The 20,745-nt window shown below is 47.7% G+C and carries 26 protein-coding genes; 17 read left to right on the forward strand and 9 right to left on the reverse strand.

All coding sequences use genetic code 11. The annotated features are described in order from the left end of the window. Positions 1-20: 20 nt before the first annotated feature. Positions 21-518 (reverse strand): DinB family protein, encoded by a 498-nt coding sequence (locus N179_RS03900; protein WP_075642276.1) that lies wholly within the window; start codon positions 516-518, stop codon positions 21-23. 90 nt (positions 519-608) lie between these two features. Here N179_RS03900 and N179_RS03905 point away from each other — a divergent pair, with 90 nt between their 5' ends. The 5 genes from N179_RS03905 (at position 609) to N179_RS03925 (ending at position 4,073) form a co-directional block, all read left to right on the forward strand. Next, positions 609-1,364, forward strand: coding sequence for a helix-turn-helix domain-containing protein (locus N179_RS03905; RefSeq protein WP_075642277.1), 756 nt, complete (start codon positions 609-611; stop codon positions 1,362-1,364). Beyond that, positions 1,364-1,999 carry a M15 family metallopeptidase gene (locus N179_RS03910; protein ID WP_075642278.1) on the forward strand — a complete coding sequence of 212 codons (636 nt, stop codon included), beginning with the start codon at positions 1,364-1,366 and terminating at the stop codon, positions 1,997-1,999. The genes N179_RS03905 and N179_RS03910 overlap by 1 nt, the downstream gene beginning before the upstream one ends. Next, the gene (locus N179_RS03915; protein ID WP_023468184.1) at positions 1,996-2,241 is read left to right on the forward strand and encodes a phage holin; all 246 of its coding nucleotides are present in this window, start codon (positions 1,996-1,998) and stop codon (positions 2,239-2,241) included. Before N179_RS03910 ends, N179_RS03915 begins: the two co-directional genes overlap by 4 nt. A 134-nt stretch (positions 2,242-2,375) precedes the next feature. Further along, positions 2,376-3,512: a GGDEF domain-containing protein gene (locus N179_RS03920; RefSeq protein WP_023468185.1), complete on the forward strand. Its 1,137-nt coding sequence runs from the start codon at positions 2,376-2,378 to the stop codon at positions 3,510-3,512. A 66-nt stretch (positions 3,513-3,578) separates the two neighbouring features. After that, positions 3,579-4,073, forward strand: a complete 495-nt coding sequence (locus tag N179_RS03925) for an Imm64 family immunity protein (protein WP_075642279.1) — start codon at positions 3,579-3,581, stop codon at positions 4,071-4,073. Between the two features lie 53 nt (positions 4,074-4,126). Here N179_RS03925 and N179_RS03930 read toward each other — a convergent pair whose 3' ends face one another. Then, positions 4,127-4,420, reverse strand: a complete 294-nt coding sequence (locus tag N179_RS03930) for a hypothetical protein (RefSeq protein WP_023468187.1) — start codon at positions 4,418-4,420, stop codon at positions 4,127-4,129. Between the two features lie 197 nt (positions 4,421-4,617). Next, complete coding sequence (locus N179_RS03935; protein WP_075642280.1) at positions 4,618-5,295, reverse strand: hypothetical protein; 678 nt, start codon at positions 5,293-5,295, stop codon at positions 4,618-4,620. Between the two features lie 124 nt (positions 5,296-5,419). Between N179_RS03935 and N179_RS03940 the strand changes: the two genes are divergently transcribed. Then, positions 5,420-6,493, forward strand: coding sequence for a threonine aldolase family protein (locus N179_RS03940; protein ID WP_075642281.1), 1,074 nt, complete (start codon positions 5,420-5,422; stop codon positions 6,491-6,493). Here the strand turns inward: N179_RS03940 and N179_RS03945 are convergent. Then, positions 6,463-6,870, reverse strand: coding sequence for a MerR family transcriptional regulator (locus N179_RS03945; RefSeq protein ID WP_075642282.1), 408 nt, complete (start codon positions 6,868-6,870; stop codon positions 6,463-6,465). The two genes, N179_RS03940 and N179_RS03945, sit on opposite strands and share 31 nt — an antisense overlap. Before the next feature lie 82 nt (positions 6,871-6,952). Here N179_RS03945 and N179_RS03950 point away from each other — a divergent pair, with 82 nt between their 5' ends. The 3 genes from N179_RS03950 to N179_RS03965 all read left to right on the forward strand — a co-directional run bounded on the left by N179_RS03950 (position 6,953) and on the right by N179_RS03965 (position 9,081). After that, positions 6,953-7,702: an SDR family NAD(P)-dependent oxidoreductase gene (locus N179_RS03950; protein WP_075642283.1), complete on the forward strand. Its 750-nt coding sequence runs from the start codon at positions 6,953-6,955 to the stop codon at positions 7,700-7,702. 540 nt (positions 7,703-8,242) lie between these two features. Then, on the forward strand, positions 8,243-8,584 hold the full coding sequence (locus N179_RS03960) for a DUF3139 domain-containing protein (protein ID WP_074668477.1): 342 nt from the start codon (positions 8,243-8,245) through the stop codon (positions 8,582-8,584). 248 nt (positions 8,585-8,832) lie between these two features. Continuing rightward, on the forward strand, positions 8,833-9,081 hold the full coding sequence (locus N179_RS03965) for a hypothetical protein (RefSeq protein ID WP_055967891.1): 249 nt from the start codon (positions 8,833-8,835) through the stop codon (positions 9,079-9,081). Between the two features lie 68 nt (positions 9,082-9,149). Here N179_RS03965 and N179_RS03970 read toward each other — a convergent pair whose 3' ends face one another. After that, positions 9,150-9,476, reverse strand: a complete 327-nt coding sequence (locus N179_RS03970; protein WP_023468197.1) for a DUF3139 domain-containing protein — start codon at positions 9,474-9,476, stop codon at positions 9,150-9,152. A 73-nt stretch (positions 9,477-9,549) separates the two neighbouring features. Here N179_RS03970 and N179_RS17210 point away from each other — a divergent pair, with 73 nt between their 5' ends. Together N179_RS17210 and N179_RS03975 are read left to right on the forward strand one after the other, a co-directional pair. Further along, a complete protein-coding gene (locus tag N179_RS17210) occupies positions 9,550-9,678 on the forward strand; it encodes a hypothetical protein (RefSeq protein ID WP_276327330.1) in 129 nt (42 codons plus the stop codon). A gap of 160 nt (positions 9,679-9,838) precedes the next feature. Further along, positions 9,839-10,033 (forward strand): hypothetical protein, encoded by a 195-nt coding sequence (locus tag N179_RS03975; protein WP_023468199.1) that lies wholly within the window; start codon positions 9,839-9,841, stop codon positions 10,031-10,033. Positions 10,034-10,212: 179 nt separating this feature from the next. Here the strand turns inward: N179_RS03975 and N179_RS03980 are convergent, their stop codons facing one another. Beyond that, positions 10,213-10,629, reverse strand: coding sequence for a hypothetical protein (locus N179_RS03980; protein WP_058713475.1), 417 nt, complete (start codon positions 10,627-10,629; stop codon positions 10,213-10,215). A gap of 261 nt (positions 10,630-10,890) precedes the next feature. On the opposite strand from N179_RS03980, the gene N179_RS17215 reads away from it, so the two are divergent. Both N179_RS17215 and N179_RS03990 read left to right on the forward strand, forming a co-directional pair. Further along, entirely contained in the window at positions 10,891-11,796 is a 906-nt protein-coding gene (locus N179_RS17215; protein ID WP_050677849.1) for a methyl-accepting chemotaxis protein, read from the forward strand. A 172-nt stretch (positions 11,797-11,968) separates the two neighbouring features. Beyond that, on the forward strand, positions 11,969-12,904 hold the full coding sequence (locus tag N179_RS03990) for a cation diffusion facilitator family transporter (protein WP_055967903.1): 936 nt from the start codon (positions 11,969-11,971) through the stop codon (positions 12,902-12,904). A 47-nt stretch (positions 12,905-12,951) separates the two neighbouring features. Here the strand turns inward: N179_RS03990 and N179_RS03995 are convergent, their stop codons facing one another. Then, complete coding sequence (locus tag N179_RS03995) at positions 12,952-13,269, reverse strand: hypothetical protein (protein WP_023468204.1); 318 nt, start codon at positions 13,267-13,269, stop codon at positions 12,952-12,954. Positions 13,270-13,443: 174 nt separating this feature from the next. Here N179_RS03995 and N179_RS04000 point away from each other — a divergent pair, with 174 nt between their 5' ends. Next, a complete protein-coding gene (locus tag N179_RS04000) occupies positions 13,444-14,643 on the forward strand; it encodes an MFS transporter (RefSeq protein WP_075642285.1) in 1,200 nt (399 codons plus the stop codon). A 372-nt stretch (positions 14,644-15,015) separates the two neighbouring features. Further along, on the forward strand, positions 15,016-15,756 hold the full coding sequence (locus tag N179_RS04005; protein WP_075642286.1) for a sugar nucleotide-binding protein: 741 nt from the start codon (positions 15,016-15,018) through the stop codon (positions 15,754-15,756). Positions 15,757-15,806: 50 nt separating this feature from the next. Here N179_RS04005 and N179_RS04010 read toward each other — a convergent pair whose 3' ends face one another. Both N179_RS04010 and N179_RS04015 read right to left on the reverse strand, forming a co-directional pair. Continuing rightward, entirely contained in the window at positions 15,807-16,946 is a 1,140-nt protein-coding gene (locus tag N179_RS04010) for a globin domain-containing protein (protein WP_075642287.1), read from the reverse strand. 139 nt (positions 16,947-17,085) lie between these two features. Beyond that, a complete protein-coding gene (locus N179_RS04015; RefSeq protein ID WP_075642288.1) occupies positions 17,086-18,717 on the reverse strand; it encodes an ABC transporter substrate-binding protein in 1,632 nt (543 codons plus the stop codon). A 102-nt stretch (positions 18,718-18,819) separates the two neighbouring features. On the opposite strand from N179_RS04015, the gene N179_RS04020 reads away from it, so the two are divergent. After that, on the forward strand, positions 18,820-20,055 hold the full coding sequence (locus N179_RS04020; RefSeq protein WP_075642289.1) for an MDR family MFS transporter: 1,236 nt from the start codon (positions 18,820-18,822) through the stop codon (positions 20,053-20,055). A gap of 15 nt (positions 20,056-20,070) precedes the next feature. Beyond that, positions 20,071-20,643 carry a GNAT family N-acetyltransferase gene (locus N179_RS04025; protein ID WP_058713469.1) on the forward strand — a complete coding sequence of 191 codons (573 nt, stop codon included), beginning with the start codon at positions 20,071-20,073 and terminating at the stop codon, positions 20,641-20,643. Positions 20,644-20,745: the final 102 nt, after the last annotated feature.

The following is a 20,745-nucleotide window of genomic DNA, read 5'->3' on the forward strand; positions in this document are numbered from 1 at the left end:
TTGACGGAGAGCGCTTTTTCTTATGAGTGATTCGCTAACGCAGCATCAAGCCGTCGTTTTTGATGGCGATGGTGGGCGAGATGATACGTGACGAGAGCATACCACTCGGCGGCATTCAACCATCCCATCCCACCGTGGTGCGTCTTTTGGTCAGGGGCTGTCGACTGGGCGACCATGGCAAGTGATGCGTGACGATCGGTCAACTCGAGCCAACGCGTCCGCAATCGGTCGACGTGAGCCGTCTCGTCCGGTGGTGCGTTCATCGCATCCGGTAATCGAATCGGTGTCGCCGGAAACGCACCGGCAGCAAACAGCCTTTCGCCAAACGGTGACTTTCCGGACGTAGTCACGGGTGCGAACTGGCACGACTCGACCTCATCTAAATACTCATGACTGACGACGATCAGATGGTCGTACATCTGGCTGATCGACCATGTGTCATGATTCAGATGATAGATCAAAGCATTCGGCTGATAGTGATCAAGCTCCTGTAGATAATAGGTGAATAGTTCGTCCATCCTGTCACTCCTCTCAAAAAACATCTCCCTATTCTTTTCGAACAATCATCGACTTCTTCCTGTCATATGTCCTAGAAAGGAGGAATCACCATGCAAGCCCCATATCTTCCGGTTCCCCATACGCTCTTACGGAGCGGGACGGCATTTGCGTCCGTCCATGAAAAGATGATCTACCTGATTCTTGAGAGCTTCAGCGGTCAGGATGGTCAAGCGTTCCCGTCCTATCAGACGATCGCTGACGCTGTTCCGTGCAGTAAATCGACGGTCAAGTCGTGTATCCAGTCCTTGATTGCAAGCGGTCGGATCGAGAAAGTCGAACGGTTCACGAAACACGGGGGACAGACCTCGAATGCTTACCGTGTCCTGCCCCGTGTCGAGACACCTTCCCCGGCGAGTCACGAGACGACTGCCCCCGAGGTTTCTGCTGACTCCGAAGAAGAAGTCTTGAAGAAAACGACTTTAAAAAAGGAACTGGTGCAGCAGTACGAGACGAATCTCGGCAAGGCGACACCACGAATCGAGCAAGAATTGCTACAGCTGGCAACAGACCATCCGATCGATCGCATCCTGTATGCAATCGAAGAAGCGGCGCGAGCGAACAGTCGTCATTTTGGCTACATCGAGCAAGTCGTCAAGCGTCTTGCGACTGGATTACCGGCTGAACGGCGGAAACGAATAACCAAACGTTCAAGAAGAGACACTTCATTATTTCAATTACCGAATTGGATGGAACGAGAAAAAGCAGCGCAACGAGCATATGAAGCACACCATAAAGAGAAACAGACCATACCTGACGACGCCGAAATTGCTGAACTATTACAAGGACTGGCAAGGGAGGGAGCCTGATGCAACTGGAAGAAATACTCCGACGTGCCAATCAAAAACTATCCGTTCCGGGCATGCATCCGTCTGTCGTCCGGATCGCGCGTGACGCGATTCGAGAGCTGTATCCGCATGGGATCAAACTCGGTATAGCACAAAGCTTTCGAAGCATCGCGGAACAGAATGCGTTGTATGCAAAAGGACGGACGACACCAGGACCCATCGTGACGCAAGCCCGCGGAGGACAATCGAACCATAACTTCGGTGTCGCAATCGATGTCTTCCTTTACGAAGACGGAGCAGTATTCCTTTCTCCACCAGATGCGCGACTCCGACGAATCGTTGCAGCGATGAAACGACGCGGAATGAACTGGGGAGGGGATTGGTCTCGTTTTCCCGACTACCCCCACTTTGAACTGTACGATCATGTCAGTCTAGCGCGTCATCACGTTCCAAAACAAGGACGCTATCTCCGGGAAAAAATCCAAGCACCGGAACTCGTCCGAGCCCTTGAAAAACGATTGGGACTTGTGGTGACGGGAGTCTTTGATGCCCGATTGACGCACGCCGTTCGAACGTTCCAACAGACGTGTCGTCTAGTCGCTGACGGGATCGTTGGTCCGCAAACATGGCGTCGTCTCTTTCCGGTGTCCCCATGATTCGTCTTCAGGCGTGGATTCGCCTCTTGATTCCTCTCTATGTTTTTCTTGAGTTACTCTTACCGACGCTCGGTTTTACAGCATTGCCAGTATCGTCAAGTGACGTCGAACGATTCGTGACGGGTCTGATCGGACTGGTCGGTCTACTCGTCGCTTGGTGGAAGAACAATGATGTGACAGAACGAGCACTGAGACGAAGGCAGTCACAGGAACAGCTGGAAAACACATCCCTGACCGATTAAGAATGCTGGAAGCGTTTGGAATGTGCTAGCAACGGGCATTATTTCATACAAACGACTAACAGTTTGATTTCAAGACACCGATAGAAGGGATAGACTTTAGTCAATTAGAAAGAGAAAGAAAGGTCGGTCTTTTTGTGAAATGGTCAACGTTGCAGCGCTATTTGTTTTTGGCACTCTGTGCGCTATTGTTTACAAGCGTCTGGAGTTATCAAGCTTTCCTGAAAATCGAACGAGAAAATGCACGCATCTTAAACGAGGCGATTCCGATCTCGACGGAAGCAGCGGAGTTGTTTCCGGCGTTACTAAATCTTGAACTGGTCGTTCGCAGTTATATCCTCTCACCGAACGAGGCGGATCTAGCGCAGTATGATCGGACGATTGATCGGCTAGATCAAACGGTCGAACGACTCAATCAACTCGATGAGAATCATCCGATCATGCGAAAGCTCGTCCGAACGGAAGCGATTCCCCGGATCGAGACAGCCATCCGATTTTATGATGCCCAACTGGCACTCGTTCGAAACGGGGATCAAGCAGCCGCTGAGGCAAAGCGTTATCAAGGGATGCAGTTCATCGAGACGTTTCGCCCGATTGATGCCCGTCTACGGACGGACGTCAACCGAATCATCGCCGAAGCAACGAATCGTTCCGAGCAAGCATCGAGTGCTGCGAAATGGGTCATCGTCGTTGTCGCAAGCATTGCCGTTCTTGTCTTGATTGCCTTCATCCAGACGTTTCGGATGGAACGCAGTAAACGAGCCTTGATTCATCGTTCGCTTCACGACGCCTTGACCGGTATCCCGAATCGGCGGGCGTTCGATGAACGATTAGAACATCTCCTCGAAGAAGCCAAACAACAGCAGACACCACTCTCCCTGATTTTGATCGATGTCGATGCCTTTAAATCGTATAATGATACGTATGGTCATTTAAAAGGGGATGAATGTTTAAAGGAAGTCGCCCGCGTCTTGAAGCGTCAAGCACGGCATGGGCAAGTCGCACGGTACGGTGGGGAGGAGTTCACGGTCTTGTTGTCGCGTGGAGCAGAAGAAACCCGGCACATTGCAGAACGAATTCGTCAGGACATTCTCGATTTGAATATCGTACATGAACGGTATGAACCACTTTGCCGGGTCAGTGTCAGTCTTGGCTTGACGTCGCTCGTACCCGGAGCAGAGACGACGGAAAAAGAGGTGATCGACCAAGCCGATCAAGCGTTGTATCGGGCGAAAGAGAACGGTCGAAACCAAATCGGGGACATGGCAGGATAATGCTTAATCAGATGGGAATGAAGATGGGTGATACACCTGGGATTTGTTTTTGAAGAAACCTACGATATGGAAAATGCTGCTCGAATAATCTTAGATAATTTTTGTATAGACATTCAATTTCTTAGATACAGTTACGCGACGAATACCGATGGGTCACATTGGGGCGAGGAAAAAGGTCTTCCGAAAGATTTGCGTCCATTGCTGAGTCATCATTACGGTAATGCCTCGCTCGTTTTCTTTGCGTATCATGGTTTAACGACAATACCTGTTCGAATGACGATTGAAAAAGAACCAGACTGTTTCGGTTTTCAATTCGGTTTCCAAGAAGAGAATTTAACTGCATGGTCACTCGATCAGCAGGAGACGATTTTCATGGAGGATATGCAGAGGATTGCCGATCGATCGAATGCTTTATATGCCTATTGTGATTTTGATGCAGAAATCGAGCATCCGATAACGGAACGGGAACACATCAATCGAGAATATGCGATCGTCTACTGGTCCAAGGAGCAGACTTTTTTTAAAAACGCATGGAAAATCGATGGTTTTACAGACCGATGAACACAAAAATACCCCGCGTGAGAGTTTGCTTCTCATACGGGGTATTTTAAAGTTCATTGTAAGATGACGCAATACGATCGATCGGAAATGAGAGGTGCCGATATGATGTAGACCGTTTTGACGGGAACACCCCCGACACGTGCATCGAGTTGTGTGAGCTGAGACCGAATCTTGCGGCTTAAACCATAGCGAATTTCAGTACTAAGTTCATCGACATCTTCTTGTACGTGTAAGAGAAGTTGGAACGGTTCAAGCGAAAAGATTGAAAAATCACAGGAAATCCGCGGATCTACAAATTTCTCATTCAATTCGTTCTTAATGTAATAGGCTTCTTGGGCACTGATCATCTTCTCTCACCTCACTCTCCTAATTGAAAAATTTTTCTCTACTATAGTCTATATTACCCAGTTTTCTGGCAACTAATCGACTGATTTTGAAAAAAAGTCAATTCAGTCTGTAAAGTCCTCTAAAATCTTTTTTCAAGAGCAATCACATCTGTATACACAAAAAAAACGCCAAGCTTCAATGCGCAAGGCGACTAGATTCAAGAAATTGATGACTGGACTTGGCAGTTCCGAAGATATCGCTCCATCGCTTGGACGAAGAAGGTCAATTGATGCGTCGAGATGACCGGTACCTTCCCATACCGCACTTCAAAGTAGAGAGGATCAACAGGAGATGGGAACGCAATCCGATCAAACCATTCCGTTACCGTCTCGTGGGTCCGGCGTTGTAAGGACAGTGGCAATTGTGCATTAAAGTGAGCGAGTTGTTTTCGAATCGAGTCAGCAGGCAGGTCTTTTGTCTCATAAATGAAGATTGGAAATCGTGGCGGAAGCACATACCCTGATGGATCGATACGAGGTCGACGCAACCACTGGAGATAATGCCAGAAAAACCAGCTACAAAACAGGAGAATGAGACATAGTATGAGAAGATAAGGAGGTGTCGTCACCGAAGAATCGAACCCTGTCCGGAACCATGGAGCTGGTGGATCGACTTCGCTCATCGTGACCGTGCTTTCACCATAAGACGTTCCTTCTTCGATCGTATCGAAGATCGATTCCTTTGGACCGCAACGGTCGACGCAATATGTATTCGTTGCTGGATCAATTCGTCCAAGAAGTGACGTATAGAGCGACGGGACGAATTGTTGCACGGTAAGTAGTAGTAGACAGACAAGTGGAATAAGAAGCAATAGGCGAGTGCGAAGCGTTTTCACGATAGGGACACCTCCTTTGACGAGTACGTTTAACAGACTTTCGCTACACAGTATAGCAAAAGTGGAGAGGGAATATTTTGATTTTTTCAAAAAATAGTCATTGATTTAGAAGGGAATGAAAGAGATGGATTTACGAACGAGTTACCAAGAAACGACGAAACGTTTAGATGGACATGGTAGTCGGACGGTCGGCGTGTTACAAGAAGCGTTGCAGGGCGTTGCTGCCGATCAAATGAGCGATATCTATGGTAACGGCGAATTAATCAAGACGTTTGAGCGCAAGATGGTAGACTTACTCGGACACGACGATGCGATCTTTTTCCCGAGTGGCACGATGGCGCAACAGATTGCGCTACGTATCTGGTCGGATGAACAGGACAATCGTAAGGTCTCTTATCACCCGCTCTGTCACCTTGAGATTCATGAACAGGACGGCTTAAAGAAATTGCACGGGATAGAACCAATACTAGTCGGAGAAGCCGATCGGATGATGACGATAGACGACGTCAAAGCTTTGCCGGACGTCAGCTGTCTGTTACTCGAACTACCACAACGCGAACTCGGCGGATTGCTTCCGTCGCGTGAAGAACTCGAAGTGATTTGTGCGTATGCCCGCAAACAGAATATCCGTCTTCACTTGGACGGTGCCCGTTTACTTGAGGTCTTACCGTATTATGAGGCAGAAGCTAAGGACATCGCGCAACTGTTTGACAGTGTCTATATCTCTTTTTATAAGGGACTCGGCGGCGTCGCAGGAGCAATCTTAGCTGGACCAGAACCGTTTTGCCAAGAGGCACGGATCTGGAAACGTCGCTACGGCGGTGACTTGATCAGTCTATATCCGTATATTCTGTCTGCCGATTTTTATTATGAACAACGAAAAGACCGCATGGCAGAGTACCATGCAGCCGCAAAGGAGCTTGCGAGCAGATTGAATGCGATTTCGGGCATCTCGACTCGTCCCCAAGAGCCAGTCTCGAACATGTTTCATCTCTACTTCAAGGTAGAAAAAGCAGTCGTCGAGGAAAAATTGGTTGAAATCCAGTCGCACGGAAAAGTAGGTATCGCTGGTTATCTAGTTGAGAAAGAGAGCGGCTGCGCGACGGAAGTCAACATCGGCGATAGTTTTCTTACGTTGACGCCTGACGAACGTGAAACAGTCTATCGTCAATTGACGGAGGCGTTCTCAGAGGATTGAACAACATCAGGAGCGGGAATCGTAGGATGGAGGCGACGATAAGTGTCGACTTTTTCTGCAATCATTCGCTCCGTTTCTTGTAATGCTGCCAGTTGTGCTAAGACGTTCGCATGGTGGGCTTCAAGCAATGCGAGCCGTTCCCGCGTCGTATCCTGCTCGCCGTGAGCAAGGAACAGCGTCACGTAAGAACGGATTTGCTTGATCGGCATATGCGTTTCGCGCAAGCGGAGAACGAACCGAAGCCATGTTACGTCTTGATCGTCATAACGACGTTGACCGTTCTGACGCTTTGGAAACAATAGCCCTTCCTTTTCGTAATAGCGAATCGTATGGGCACTCGTATCGGTCAATCGACTGATTTCAGAAATCGTATACATACATCTCACCTTTCTGCTTGACTTAGAGTTCACTCTAAGGATTAGACTCTCACTATACCAAATCAAAAAGGGGATATGCTACATGAAGTACACGGTCATTACAGGAGCAAGTTCAGGAATTGGATATGAGACGGCAAAACTACTCGCAGGAAAAGGAAAATCACTCGTTCTCGTCGCGCGACGGACGTCTGAGCTCGAAAAACTTCGGGATGAAGTCAAACAAATCTCACCAGATAGTGATGTCATCCTCAAGTCGGTCGATCTCGCAGATAACCAAAATGTCCATGGTTTATATGAAGAACTAAAGGAACTCGACATCGAGACGTGGATCAACAATGCCGGATTCGGCGATTTTGATCTCGTTCAGGACATTGATCTCGGGAAAATCGAGAAAATGCTCCGCTTGAACATTGAGGCGCTGACGATTCTCTCGAGTCTATTCGTCCGCGATTATCATGACATCGAAGGGACGACACTCGTCAATATCTCATCAGCTGGCGGTTACCGGATCGTGCCGAATGCGGTCACATATTGCGCGACGAAGTTCTATGTCAGTGCTTACACAGAGGGTCTCGCGCAAGAACTGCAAAAAGGCGGGGCAAAACTCCGGGCGAAAGTACTGGCACCAGCTGCGACTGAGACAGAGTTTGCGGATCGTTCGCGCGGCGAAGCAGGGTTCGACTACAGCAAGAACGTCAAAAAGTACCATACGGCGGCTGAGATGGCAGGCTTCCTGCATCAGTTGATCGAAAGTGATGCGATCGTCGGCATCGTCGACGGTGAGACGTATGAGTTCGAATTGCGTGGTCCGTTGTTCAACTACGCAGGATAAAATGGAACAAGGTCCCTTTTTCGAATGAGAAAGGGACCTTGCTTATGTAAGCATAATTGATACGAATTTCAGGAATGAATCAAAAAAGGACATCCATCACTTATTTTTTAAAGAGTTTTTTTGCTAATTTCCATACGACATAGACGACTGCGCCAATGATCAGAAGATTCATCAAGGCACCGAAAATCATGAATTGCCCCACGAGTTAACCACCTCTACATACTTTTTTAGAGCGATAAGCATCCTATTTACGTTTTCGCTTTGAAAACCTCAAACTGATAAAAAATAACGCCATCAGCACGATAGCGATGTTCACGGCTAACGTTAATCGCTCATTTTCAATCACTCGACCATTCAAGAGATTCAAGATGATAACAAGCAACATAAATGACAATAAAAAGTATTTTATGGATTTTTTTATCATGAATGACTTCCTTTTTTTGTGGTCTTATATTAGTTTATACATATCTAGTTTTTAAAACAAGGGGAATGGCATCTGGAAATACGATATTTTTCTTATTTCTACTCGGGAGTGATGGTATGAAACGAATTTATGTATGGATTACGATAGTGATGATTCTAGGAGTGGGCATCATCGGTGCTTCTGCCTATAAATCGTTTTACTATGATGAAAAACAAGAAGTCACTCAGGCAATCGATCATTATCTGAAGCAACAGGATTATATGACATATGTGAAGAACAAGGAAATTCGATACGATACGAGCACGGGTGAATTCATTGCGCAGGTCGTGTTCCAAGATGAACCGGAAAATGAATATGAGATTTATCGATCGGGATCTCATCGCTTTAAAGTCACGGGATTCAAAGACGGCGAACAAATTACGAACAAACAAGAAGGACGGTATATTTCAGAGTATTGACAGCAAGGAGTCAAGAATGGAAGTGAGATGACAAAATGAAAAACATGATCTTTTTAGGAAGCGTCGTTGCGCTACTCATGGTACTCTTTTCACTTCATTACGGATTTCACGTAATCAGTGATACAACGCTTAAAATATCTTTATTGGCTTCTCTGATCGTTGTATTGATCGCGCTGAAAAAATGGAAGATTACGTTTTCTACGGCGGAATGATCTAGAGAACGTATGAAGGATTGGGAGAGATAACGTATGAGTATCAATGAATTTTTTGACTGGAAAATCAATTTAGAGGATGAACTATATGCCGTCATTGATGAGAAGGCGAGAAAAATGGTAGTGATGGGGGACTTCATCGAACTGACTGCGGTCTTGTGGTTGGATCAAAATGATGTCCTTCAGTTAAAACCGACATGGGATTGTGTCATATCCATCGATGATGCTACAAAACAAATTACGATTCGCTCGGCAGAATCACTGAACATGAAAGAAGAATGTTAAGAGGTACATAAATCGAGTTCATTCGTGCGATTGCTGAATGGGCTCGATTGTTATTTAAAATACGATATCTATTTTAATTCATGTTGAACGGAGCCAATCACTTCAACATGATGCTGGTCGTATACAGTCGTCAGTACATGATCTTCAACGATTTCATAGTTGTATGTATAGTCTGGTTCATTCGTGTATTTGATTTCCGACACGTATCTTCCGGTCTTCGACTCAAAGATCGTTTCTTTTTTTGAAATATCTTGGTCGTATCCTGATTCAACTAACATTCGTTCAATCTTGATTTCAGTCATCGTTTTAGAAACGAAGAGGTAAGTCGGATAGGCAGTTATCAAGATGACGAGAACGATAAGTGTATAGATGAGTGGACGTACTTCTTTTTTCATACAATCATATCCGTTTCGATGAAATGAATAGAGAAGCTAGGTTTTCTATATTGAAGATGAGGAGAGATATGTGATGGGAAAAAACAAAGACGAGATACCGTACTATATGATGAACGTTCCGTTCTTCTTCCTAACGGCACTCCTCGCACCCGTCGCGGACTACTTGTACTGCTCAATTGGGATAAGCTCTCTACACAAATGAGAAATAACCATTTGACGTTCTCGATCTTAATGACCATGTTATACATCTCGAAAATACTGCCTGACGGTCTGTTTAAAATCATATTCGCGGTCTTTACGTGGACGTTGATTCTTTTCGTGACATACATCTACTTCGGTGGCGGAAGAAAAGGAGGGAAATCATGAGTAAGTATCATTTATCGAGCATTCGGTTAGTTCTCATTGTCGTCATTACGTCGTCGATCTTGTATTTTGGATTCGATTGGGAACTCGGGTATGGCATTATCTGGTTGATTGGTTTAGTAGGATTTACGATTTATCGCAACTTTGAGGCTGCTCGGAACGAGAAAATCGAAGCACAAACGAAGAACGATTGATTTCATCTGAAGTCCATCGTTCTTTTTAAATATGACCCCACAGAATTAAATCTTCGAGGTGCTCATTATCTTCTTCACCGACACACTAAAATTCACCTACTTTTACACAAGTAGACCGTTAGATGAGTCCTACGGTCTACGCTCGTTATTTGTCGTACTATAAAATACACTTTATCGTATTAGATCATCTTATATCCCATCCGTTTTGCCTCGATGAAAGCAGAAGCAAGAAAGGCGAAGACCCCCCAAAGGATCCATGCTGCACCACGTCCGACGAGTAAGGGATCCGTTCCATACAGAGATGTGCCCCACGTTAGAACGATTCCGTCTAAGAACGTAGCCACTAACAGTCCGAGACTGACACCTGGCACCATCTGTTCAGCATTCAAGCGTGCAACTTTTTTTATGATGATGACGGAAATCCACGAAACCGGTAAACCAATCAGGAAGGCGATCACGTTTCCGACATTTTCGAACATGCCGATTCCAGATCCGAATCTGACTGACAGGGCACCGACGAACCAAAACGCTGCACCAAGTACGACCAAGACGATAGCTTGTTCTTTCGAAAATAGAGGGGACTTGTTATGTGTCATTTTTATTTCCTCCTTAAAAATGTAGTATTAACTACATAATTAAATGTAGCATCTACTACACTTTTTGACAATCCCATAGTATATCGTTTGTGACTGTCACAATATTTTATTAAAGTGATCCCGTTTTCGCGAAAAATCAACTTGGATAATCGCCGATTCAGCTATAAAAAAGGTCAATTTATGACGATAGATAGGTACAGATTGTTCTTTTGGAAAACTGTCTTAGTACATGAATGATACATAGAAGGAGTTAATGACACCATGAATGAAATCTTACCGAGACCGCTACGCTCACCAGCGATTTTATCGAGCCTGGAAGCAAACGTCGCGATGATCTGTTTTGATCGCCAACGACGCGTCGTCGACGTCAATGACTTGTTTGCGAAAACGATGAAATATAAACGAGACGAGATGATTGGCTTACAGCACCATACGTTTTGCACACCAGAATTCGCGAACAGCCGTGAGTATCAGGACTTTTGGACACGCCTGTTTTCGGGCTTCAGTACAGCGGATAAAATCAAACGGGTCGATGCCCGGGGCGACATCTTATGGCTTGAAGCAACCTACATGCCGATTTTTGAAGGAGAAGAGGTCGTCGGTGTCGTCAAGATCGCCAGTAACATCACGGACCGGATTGATCGTGTACAAGGATATGCGAAAAGCTTCCAGACGCTTGCTGAAGGACTGAATCTGCAGTCGATTCAAGGATCGAAAGAGGGCAACCAACTTCAAGAGACGATGAACACGATTTCGAGTGAAACGGCAGAAAACCAACAGACGTTCGAAACGTTATATGCCCAAGCAATCGAGATCACGAAGATTGCTGATACGATCAAGGAGATTGCTGCCCGGACGAACCTGTTGTCACTGAACGCAGCAATCGAAGCGGCACGGGCTGGAGAACACGGTAAAGGCTTTACGGTCGTTGCAAGTGAAGTCAAAAACTTATCGGACCTAGTCGGCAGTGCAGTTGTCGAAGTGCGCACTAATACGGAAACGATGAATCGTCAAATCATGGCGATGATGAAAAAGATTGAAGCGTCCCATCTCGAAGTCGCGTCGAGCCTTGCGACGGTAAAAGAAACGATGCAACGCTTTACCGCAATCGAAGAGGTCGCACGACAACTCGAGCAGCAAACAGAGGATTTTCGGTCGTTTATTTGAAATGGATATGGAAAAAGCGATGGTAATGAGCCATCGTTTTTTTGTTTAGTCAGATGAGTCGTTTTAGAAGAGTAAAGGCGTGGGATATAACAGATGAGCCCGTTGACCACAGAACGGAGGCACGTTATAATTCAAATATACGTTTGAATGTAAGGTAAAAGGAGGCAACGTCATGGCACATGATCATCATCACCACCATCATCATACCGACAATAAAAAGGTACTGGGCCTGTCGTTCCTGATCATCACTGCGTTCATGATCGTCGAGGTCATCGGCGGGATTTGGACGAATAGTCTAGCGTTGTTATCGGACGCAGGGCATATGCTCAGTGATTCGATTTCACTTGCGATCGCTTTGTTAGCCTTCCAGTTCTCGAGTCAAGCACCGAATGCGAATAAGACGTTCGGTTCAAAACGCTTTGAAATCTTAGCCGCCATCATAAATGGCGTGACACTGATCGTCATCGCTCTCTATATTTTCATTGAAGCCATTCAACGCTTCATCGATCCACCCGCTGTCGCAACGACCGGGATGCTGATCATCAGTGTCCTTGGCTTGCTCGTCAACATTCTCGTTGCTTGGATCATGACACGTGGCGGTGGACATGAGCACAACCTCAACATGCGCGGTGCCTATCTGCACGTCTTAAGCGACATGCTTGGATCGGTCGGTGCGATTGCAGCTGCTCTTCTGATCATGTTCTTCGGTTGGGGATGGGCGGATCCACTGGCGAGTGTCATCGTGGCGATCCTCGTCTTACGGAGCGGCTATTACGTGACGAAGGCATCCGTTCACGTCTTGATGGAAGGAACGCCGAGCGATGTCGACATCGATGAGGTCGTTTCGACGATACAGACGAACGAAGCCGTCCTCGGACTACATGATCTGCACATCTGGTCGATCACGAGTGGCTATAACGCATTATCGTGTCACGTCGTCGTCAAAGAGGACATGACCGTCCGGGAGTCAGAGTCAATTCGCGAACAGATTGATCACGATTTAAAACACGTCGGGATTAACCACGCGACCATCCAGGTCGAGACGGATCAGCACGCACATGGCAATACGTTGTATTGTGACGGCAAACACGAATCGCATACGCATTAAAAAAACGAGCACGCGTCCAAGTCGGACGGGTGCTCGTTTGCTTATGCTCAAATGATCGGCACCGTTGGTAGAAACAGCGTCGCGAACAGACTGATACTCAAGAACATCGAGTATCCGAAAAAGGTCGTTTTGGCATTTCCAGCCGCTCGGTTACCTAAGTACATGAAAAAGACGATGGATAAGAACGTCAAACCCGTCAATACGGACGAGTGGTGTTGATCCGGCGAAGGAGCAAGCGACTGGACAAGATGCGCGAGACCAAGCGGCAGGACGATCAAAAGAAAGTAGTAGCCTAGACGTGCCTCGGATGGGACGTCGACCTGTTCCTGTTCGGTTTCATAGTCATAACGCGTTTGCGTTTTCATGGATCTTCACCTCCCTATGCGTTTAGTATAGCGAATGAACATGTCGGCTCTGTTACAGACGGGTGAGAATGCCTTAACAGACGATGACGATGTGATGACGAAAAAAGAATGGGCAGCAATTGAGAAAAATTGTAAGATAGACAAGAAGTCGTTTTAGGAAAGGAATAAAGAATCATGTCACGTGCGTTTCGTTTTATGTATGTCTCGGATTTGTTATCGACCGTCGGGACGAGTTTCGTTTATATCGCGATCTACTGGTTGAGCGCGGAAGAGATCAGTGCTTCTGGCGTCGCCCTGATTGCGACTGGTGTCTTTTTGATTCGTTTTCTCGTTTCAACGTTCGTCGGACCATGGATCGACCGGTTCGTCAGTGCATCGTTGTACCAAATGTCGTTGCTCATTCGATTGCTGGCGCTTGGGATCGCGTTAGCGGGAATCGGTCTGACGAACGTCGTCTTGCCGTGGTTACTCGGCTTACTCGTCGTTCAGACGATTTTACAAATCATTGGTGGCAATGCCGTCTTCACGTGGGTCGTTGATTTAGTCGAAGATGACCAATTGCCGCAAGCGAATGCCTATCTCGCAACGATTGAACGGATCGGTACGTTGAGCGGATTCTTGCTTGGTGGGATGATGATCGCCCGTTTTTCGATTGCGAGTATCTTATGGCTTGACCTTGGACTGCATCTCGTCGCATGGTTACTCGTTCGACATATTTCAGGGCAAGTCGCAGAAGGGGCGCGCCAAGGATCGTACCGCGAAGCGTTGCTCGAAGGGATTCATCACGTTGTCCATGACGGTCGCCTGAAATGGATCCTTGGTTGTGCAATCCTCGCAAACTGGATGATCACACCAATGAATACTTTACTTGCACCATATGCCAAGGATGTCTTGTCGGGAAATGCCCAGACATTTTCTGCACTCGAGTTGGCTACGGTGATTGGGGGAATCGCGATGTCGCTCCTATACGGGAAGTGGGTCGCCTCCGTACGACAGGATAAACTGTTTCGTTTTGCCGTCGTCTTGCAAGGTCTCGCGATTGCGATCGTCGCTTATGTCTCATTCGTCCCAGTGGCTGTTGGCGGTTTCGTCTTGCTCGGGATGGCGCTGACGTTATTCGGGATTCCGTTTGCGACCTTGTTGCAGCGCTCGACGCCTGCGCATTTGCTCGGCCGGGTCCGGACGGCGATGGTCGCAGCATCAACGGCGTGTTCTGCGCTCTGTTACGGTCTGTCATCGTACTTGACGTCGTTCTTTAGCGTCTCATTCGTCTTCCTGTTCTTTGCCTTAAGTGGTCTTGTGATGACCAGTATCTGGTTGCTCCTTCATCGTACCGTTTCCTTTACTGAGGTACGACAGGACAAGGTCGGATGAAATATCCGCCTTGAGGTGGAGGTAAGCGGTTTCGCACTCTTATACACTAGAGATAGAAATGAACGATGAGGAGTGGAGTCGATGGAGAGTTTATGGATCACAGCGTTATTGTTTTTGATTCCGATCAGTGGGATGACGGTCTTCTTGAATGTACTGTGGCGTCGAATGGAAACGGAAGGCGTTTCGGAGTAATCATGAACTAAATAGTGCGTCTGCTCGCCGATGTTAGATCGGATAGCGGACGCTTTTTTCATTTGAGGCATGCATGGTCTAGGAGAATGACTTAGATTCGTTAAATCAACACTTCCCGTGTAAACTGAAGTAGCAAGTGATTTTATGATTTTCGATCGAAGATAAGGGGGAAGCATCAACATGAAAGCAATCATTACAGGTATGAACGGAACGGTAGCACCCGTCGTTGCGGACGTCTTAGCAAAGCACGACATCGAGACAGTCGCCTGGGACCGGACAAAAGTTTCGACGACTGACGAATCGGCGATGCGGACATTTTTAGAAACGGAACGACCAGATTATTTCTTACATATCGGGATGGGGTCTGTCAGTTGGACGGAAGCGCTCGTCCGCTTGTGCCAAGAATATGCGATTCCGTTCTTCTTCACGAGTACGGTGTCTGTCTTCTCGGACGACGTGCCGGCACCGATCGAAAAGGACGCTGTTCCAGACGCGACCGATGAGTATGGTGCCTATAAGATTGCCTGCGAACAAGCGATTCAAGCAAGCGATCCACAAGCGAAGATCGTCCGGATCGGCTGGCAAATCGGGACGGAAGCTGGTTCGAACAATATGGTCGACTTCTTCACGAACGAGATGAAGCAGCACGGCGTCATTCGAGCGAGTCGGAACTGGTATCCGTCGAGTTCGGTGCTTGAAGATACGGCTGAAGCGCTCGTTACGATTTTACTTGAACACGAAGCAGGTCTCTATCAGTTGAACGGTAACGAGCGTTATTCGATGTACGACTTAGCGCGTTCCTTGAATACGCTTCACGCAAAAAACTGGACGATCGAACCGGTCGATGAACCACGCCGTGATAACCGAATGGCGACGGACGTCGTCTTGGTCCGCCCATTGTCAGAACGATTGCCGCTCTAATCAAACATCCCGCTCTCCTTGACGCGTGTCAAAGAGAGCGGGATGTTTTTTTATTGAGCAACTGGAGTTTCTGCTGAAAAGGCAAGTGCCGGTCCGAAAATTTCGTAATGCAGTTTATCTGATGAAGCCGTGAAGTGTTCGATCACATATTGAATCATTGCTTCCGGACCACAGACGTATGTCAGATCCGTGATGCTTGCGATAACGTCTTTCGGCAGGCGACCTACTTGATCCGTCGCCAGGTGTTCCGCGTAACGAATGACGCGCGCACCACGCTGCTCAAGCAAGGCAAGTTGTTCGTTAAATGGACGATTGCGTTCGTCTTGGACGGCATGATGTAACGTGACCTGTCGACCAGCAGCTAACGCTTCGTCAGCCATCGCAAGCATCGGTGTAATCCCGATACCACCGGCAATCAGCACGACGGGTTCGCTTGATGCATCAAGAGTGAAGGCACCCGCTGGCGCACTGATCAATACCGTGTCACCGACTTGCGCTGCATGTAAATAGTCCGAGACGATGCCTTCTCGTTTGACACCAATCGTATATGTCACTGTGTTCGATGCCGTCGTCAGACTGTATTGACGATTGTGCCATAAGCCATCTTTGTCTTGAATCCGCACCGTAATGTATTGTCCGGCTCGATAAGCGGGGAGTGGACCGTCCGTGCGGAAGGTCAAGGCGCGAATCCCATCCGCTTGCTCCTCGACATCCGAAATCTCGACTGTCTGATATCCGGAAAATCCTTTTGCTTGTTCATCCTGTGCGTAAAGTTCGGCTTCAAGCGTGATGAACAGATTGGCAATCTCCCCATATGCTTCTCCCCACGCGCGCAAGATGTCTGGCGTTGCGGCTTCTCCTAAGACATCTTGCATTGCCCCGAGTAATTCGTGTCCGACGATGGGATACATTTCCGGTTTGATTTGTAGACTACGGTGTTTATGGAGCACAGGTAATAAGACCGGCTTTAACGTCTCGAGTTGATCGATGTGAGCAGCAGCGGCATACACGGCGGTCGCGAGTGCTTGCGATTGGCGGTCGCTCCGTTGATTCGATTGATTGAAGACGTGTTTCAGTTCCGGATGAGCCTGAAACAAGCGCTGATAAAAGACTTTCGTGATCGCGGCACCGTGCGACGCAAGAACGGGAACAGTCGATTGAACGATTTGAATGGTAGAGGTTGATAACATAAGACCACTTCCTTTTCTCTATGTAATGAAGACAGTCTTAGTATTTCGCAGCCTCACCTTTAATACAACATTTAAAATACTAGATTAAAGAATACCGTGCGTTTTGTCACAAGCAGGTCAAGATTTCGTCAACGATTCGTCACGATTGGTTGGAAATCCAGAGCTTCGAGAAATCAAAGTAACCGAACGAGTCAATCGTGATGTTTTGCAATTCGATCGGATACGGAATCAGTCGTGTATCGTGATAGAACGGGATGAAATACGATTCGTCGATCAAATAGCGCTCAATCGATTGGTGGATCGGGAGCCATTCTTCGAACGGTGTCGCGTCATATTGTTCGATCGATTCCAACATCTCTGGCATCTGCTGAAACAGTCGGATTGGTGGTGAGAACGTATTCGTCATGAACTGATAAAAAGCGTACTGGATATTTCGCTCAAACACTTCGGCATGGATGGCGAGATCGATCGTATCGTAGACATGAAAATCCGTGATGCTCTCTTCAAATCCGACTTCGACGAACTCATACGGAATCCCGTCTTGATCAAATCGCTGACAGAGCCAGCGTGTCACCTTGTCCGTAAAATCAGTCAGCTTGATTCGGATCGGTTGCGTGAACAAAACGGCAGGACCATCCGGGACAGTATACGGTTGACTATAGGACTCAAGAAAACCACAATCGTTCGGTTGTGCCCGTTCATGGAAGTCATGAATGCCACCACGGACTTCCGCGACGAGCCGGTGGATATAATGTCGTGCTGCTTTTGATTCAAACGGACCACCGGCGCGTGGATGGAGCAAAACGAGACCAAACCCGGATTGCGTTGCGATCGTATCAATCGGACTGGAGTCAGATGCCGATGTCCGGTAGACCGGGTCATATTGCTCCGGCATCTGGATGAACTCAATCCGGTCGAGCAGGGCACGAATGCCAAAGTAATTCGGGAACGCTGTCAGAACGGTTTTCTTGTCGTCATGTTGCGTCAGTTGGAACGGCCCTGTCCCAATGCCATCCTTGATGATGCTCGTATGTATCGAGGCAAGTTGCGGCAAAATTGAACTCCGGCGCTGATCGAGTGTGAGATCGACCCGGTACGGACCGTTCGAGACGATCTGTTTCACGTGCCGGTAAGAATAGGCGTAAGCTGGATATTTGATCAAAGCACGCAGACTCTTCGTCACTTCCTTACTCGTCAGGAGCGAGCCGTCATGAAAGCGGACGTCCTTCCGTAAGAAGAGACTGAGCGTCGTCCCGTTCCAGACATAATGATGGGCGAGTTCACCTTGAATGTTGCCGTCAACATCGATCGTAAACAGCCGATTGAAGACGTTCTGGACGAGGTGGGCACTATGGATATCCGCTGCTTCTAACGGGTGGGTCGTCAGGAAATTCCGTTTTCGCGGAATCAATAACGCATCAGACGTCGTCTGTGTATAGCCGAATTTTCGTTCGAGTTGCCGCATGAAGCGTCCTGCTTGCGCTGGCGACCAGTCCCATGTCAGTTCCTCCGTCACCGATTCGATCGAGTCACGGTCGATCCGCTCAAGCATCCGTTTCGCATACTCTCGTTCGACGTGGCGTAACCAGACGAGTTCACTTAAGTTGCCTCGTCCGCGACCACTCGTGTAACCAATCCAACCGTCTTCCTGCCATTTATTGAGATATCGTTTCGTTTGTTTAGGACTGAGATGGATGGCGTCGGCAAGCGTCGCAATCGAGTAGTGTCCATTTCGGCAAGTCTTCCATAACATAAAAAGATAAGCATCCATCGTCCTTCTCCTCCCTAAAAGGGGACATCTTTTTTTAATGACGTCCATTTTTCCTCTGTCTTGTCTTGTTTATGATACAGGTAGAGAATGGAAGGTGACAATATGAAATGGAAAGAAATACCGAAACCAATTAAAGTACGTCTCATCACATCGTTTTTCAACCGGGCTGTCTCGTTCTCCATCATGCCGTTCATGGCCCTCTTGTTTGTCCGGGCATTCAACGAAGTCATCGCCGGTGCATTTTTGATCGCGATGGTCTTCGTCAGCTTCATCACGAATCTACTCGGCGGATATCTTGCCGACCGCTTTTCCCGCAAACGTCTGCTCGTCACGACTTCTGCGCTCACAGCGCTGACGTTCATCACGATGACGATCTCATTGACACTCGACTGGATGCTGTTGTTCATGATCATCTACGCTGTCTTCTCGGTGACAAGTAATCTTGGTCGACCGGCAATGGGGGCGATCATCATCGATGCAACGACGAAGGAAAACCGCCAAGCGGTTTATGCGCTTGACTACTGGTTGATCAATCTCTCGATCGCCATCGGTACGGCACTCGGAGGCTGGCTCTACGTCAGTAATCAACTGCTGTTGTTCGGGATATTAAGCTTCACGTCGTCCGTTTTACCGATTGCCTATTATCTGTTTCTTGACGACACACCACGGACGTGGCAGCGTCAAAAACTACGTGGTGTCCTCACGGATATTTTCACGAGCTATCAACTCGCTTGGCGAGATCGTCCGTTCGTCAAGGTCGTCTTCGGTTCGATGTGTATCTTAGCGGCTGAGTTTTCGATGGGCAGTTACGTCGCCGTCCGACTCGCCGATTCGTTCGAACCGCTATCATTTGCCGGGTGGTCGATCAACGGGGTCCGGATGATGAGTATCATCAACATCGAAAATACGTTGCTCGTCGTCACGTTGACGTTCATCGTCCAGCGACTAGCGAAGCGTTTGTCTCCGCGCCGGACGCTCGCTGCGGGTCTCATGCTGTACACGATCGGCTACGTCGTCGTGACGAGTGCCAACAGCATGACGGCACTGATGGTCTTCATCTTCATCGCAACGATCGGCGAGTTGCTCTACTCTCCGGTCTTGAACACTCAAAAAGCAAACATGATGCCAGCCGATCAACGCGGAGCGTACTCAGCGTTCGCGGGAACGTCGTTTGCTGGAGCGGATTTACTTTCCCGGTCGACGATTCTCGTCGGGACCTTCTTGATCCCGTCGATGATGAGTGTTTACCTCGGATTGATCCTCTTGACGGGATTTGGATTAGTCTATACGAGTCTGTTTGTGAAGGAATCGGTCGAACGAGAGCGAAACGTATCTTAATAAGGGGGAATATAGATGAACTTACCAGATACTATTGAAACGCCACGGCACCTGTTACGCCGTTGGCAGGATGAGGATGCGGAAGCATTGTATGCTTACGCCAAGGATCCGAATGTCGGACCAAAAGCAGGTTGGGCGCCGCACGCGTCACTTGACGAAAGCCAAGAAGTGATCGGCATTTTCCAAGCGTCACCTGGCGAATATGCAGTGACCGATAAGGAAACTAGGAGAGTGATTGGGAGCTTCGGTTTTCACTTCAATCGTCGACCGGACGATTCGATCACTCATGACCGTCAAGTCGAGATTGGGTATGTCCTCGCACCTGATTACTGGGGAGAAGGACGGATGCCGGAAATCGTTGAAGCTATGCTCGATTTCATCTTCCGAGAACTGCCGATCGATGTCGTTTGGTGTGGTCACTTTGATTTTAATGACCAGTCACGCCGTGTCGTTGAGAAACTCGGTTTTACCCCTGTTCTTGACCGACCATTCGTCTTAGAACGAATCGACGGTCGGACCGTGACGAGTCATGTCTACAACTGGACGCGTGAGCGGTATGAAGCAGAGCGTGAAATAACGAACACGTAATTGAAACCGACACAAGTAATCAGCGAACTTCTCTTAATCTGAGAATTTCGCTTTTTATTTGATTTGATGTGTAAAAAAAACTTTACTTTAAGTCAAAAAAAT

The organism is Exiguobacterium indicum HHS 31, from assembly GCF_001939065.1.
In the GTDB taxonomy this organism is placed as follows: domain Bacteria; phylum Bacillota; class Bacilli; order Exiguobacteriales; family Exiguobacteriaceae; genus Exiguobacterium_A; species Exiguobacterium_A indicum.

Excerpts from the sequence above, each read along its gene's own strand:
- N179_RS03900 (WP_075642276.1), bottom strand. The coding sequence starts at position 518 with ATGGACGAACTATTCACCTATTATCTACAGGAGCTTGATCACTATCAG.
- N179_RS03905 (WP_075642277.1), top strand. The coding sequence starts at position 609 with ATGCAAGCCCCATATCTTCCGGTTCCCCATACGCTCTTACGGAGCGGG.
- N179_RS03910 (WP_075642278.1), top strand. The coding sequence starts at position 1,364 with ATGCAACTGGAAGAAATACTCCGACGTGCCAATCAAAAACTATCCGTT.
- N179_RS03915 (WP_023468184.1), top strand. The coding sequence starts at position 1,996 with ATGATTCGTCTTCAGGCGTGGATTCGCCTCTTGATTCCTCTCTATGTT.
- N179_RS03925 (WP_075642279.1), top strand. The coding sequence starts at position 3,579 with ATGGAAAATGCTGCTCGAATAATCTTAGATAATTTTTGTATAGACATT.
- N179_RS03930 (WP_023468187.1), bottom strand. The coding sequence starts at position 4,420 with ATGATCAGTGCCCAAGAAGCCTATTACATTAAGAACGAATTGAATGAG.
- N179_RS03940 (WP_075642281.1), top strand. The coding sequence starts at position 5,420 with ATGGATTTACGAACGAGTTACCAAGAAACGACGAAACGTTTAGATGGA.
- N179_RS03945 (WP_075642282.1), bottom strand. The coding sequence starts at position 6,870 with ATGTATACGATTTCTGAAATCAGTCGATTGACCGATACGAGTGCCCAT.
- N179_RS03950 (WP_075642283.1), top strand. The coding sequence starts at position 6,953 with ATGAAGTACACGGTCATTACAGGAGCAAGTTCAGGAATTGGATATGAG.
- N179_RS03960 (WP_074668477.1), top strand. The coding sequence starts at position 8,243 with ATGAAACGAATTTATGTATGGATTACGATAGTGATGATTCTAGGAGTG.
- N179_RS03965 (WP_055967891.1), top strand. The coding sequence starts at position 8,833 with ATGAGTATCAATGAATTTTTTGACTGGAAAATCAATTTAGAGGATGAA.
- N179_RS03970 (WP_023468197.1), bottom strand. The coding sequence starts at position 9,476 with ATGAAAAAAGAAGTACGTCCACTCATCTATACACTTATCGTTCTCGTC.
- N179_RS17210 (WP_276327330.1), top strand. The coding sequence starts at position 9,550 with ATGGGAAAAAACAAAGACGAGATACCGTACTATATGATGAACGTTCCG.
- N179_RS03975 (WP_023468199.1), top strand. The coding sequence starts at position 9,839 with ATGAGTAAGTATCATTTATCGAGCATTCGGTTAGTTCTCATTGTCGTC.
- N179_RS03980 (WP_058713475.1), bottom strand. The coding sequence starts at position 10,629 with ATGACACATAACAAGTCCCCTCTATTTTCGAAAGAACAAGCTATCGTC.
- N179_RS17215 (WP_050677849.1), top strand. The coding sequence starts at position 10,891 with ATGAATGAAATCTTACCGAGACCGCTACGCTCACCAGCGATTTTATCG.
- N179_RS03990 (WP_055967903.1), top strand. The coding sequence starts at position 11,969 with ATGGCACATGATCATCATCACCACCATCATCATACCGACAATAAAAAG.
- N179_RS03995 (WP_023468204.1), bottom strand. The coding sequence starts at position 13,269 with ATGAAAACGCAAACGCGTTATGACTATGAAACCGAACAGGAACAGGTC.
- N179_RS04000 (WP_075642285.1), top strand. The coding sequence starts at position 13,444 with ATGTCACGTGCGTTTCGTTTTATGTATGTCTCGGATTTGTTATCGACC.
- N179_RS04005 (WP_075642286.1), top strand. The coding sequence starts at position 15,016 with ATGAAAGCAATCATTACAGGTATGAACGGAACGGTAGCACCCGTCGTT.
- N179_RS04010 (WP_075642287.1), bottom strand. The coding sequence starts at position 16,946 with ATGTTATCAACCTCTACCATTCAAATCGTTCAATCGACTGTTCCCGTT.
- N179_RS04015 (WP_075642288.1), bottom strand. The coding sequence starts at position 18,717 with ATGGATGCTTATCTTTTTATGTTATGGAAGACTTGCCGAAATGGACAC.
- N179_RS04020 (WP_075642289.1), top strand. The coding sequence starts at position 18,820 with ATGAAATGGAAAGAAATACCGAAACCAATTAAAGTACGTCTCATCACA.
- N179_RS04025 (WP_058713469.1), top strand. The coding sequence starts at position 20,071 with ATGAACTTACCAGATACTATTGAAACGCCACGGCACCTGTTACGCCGT.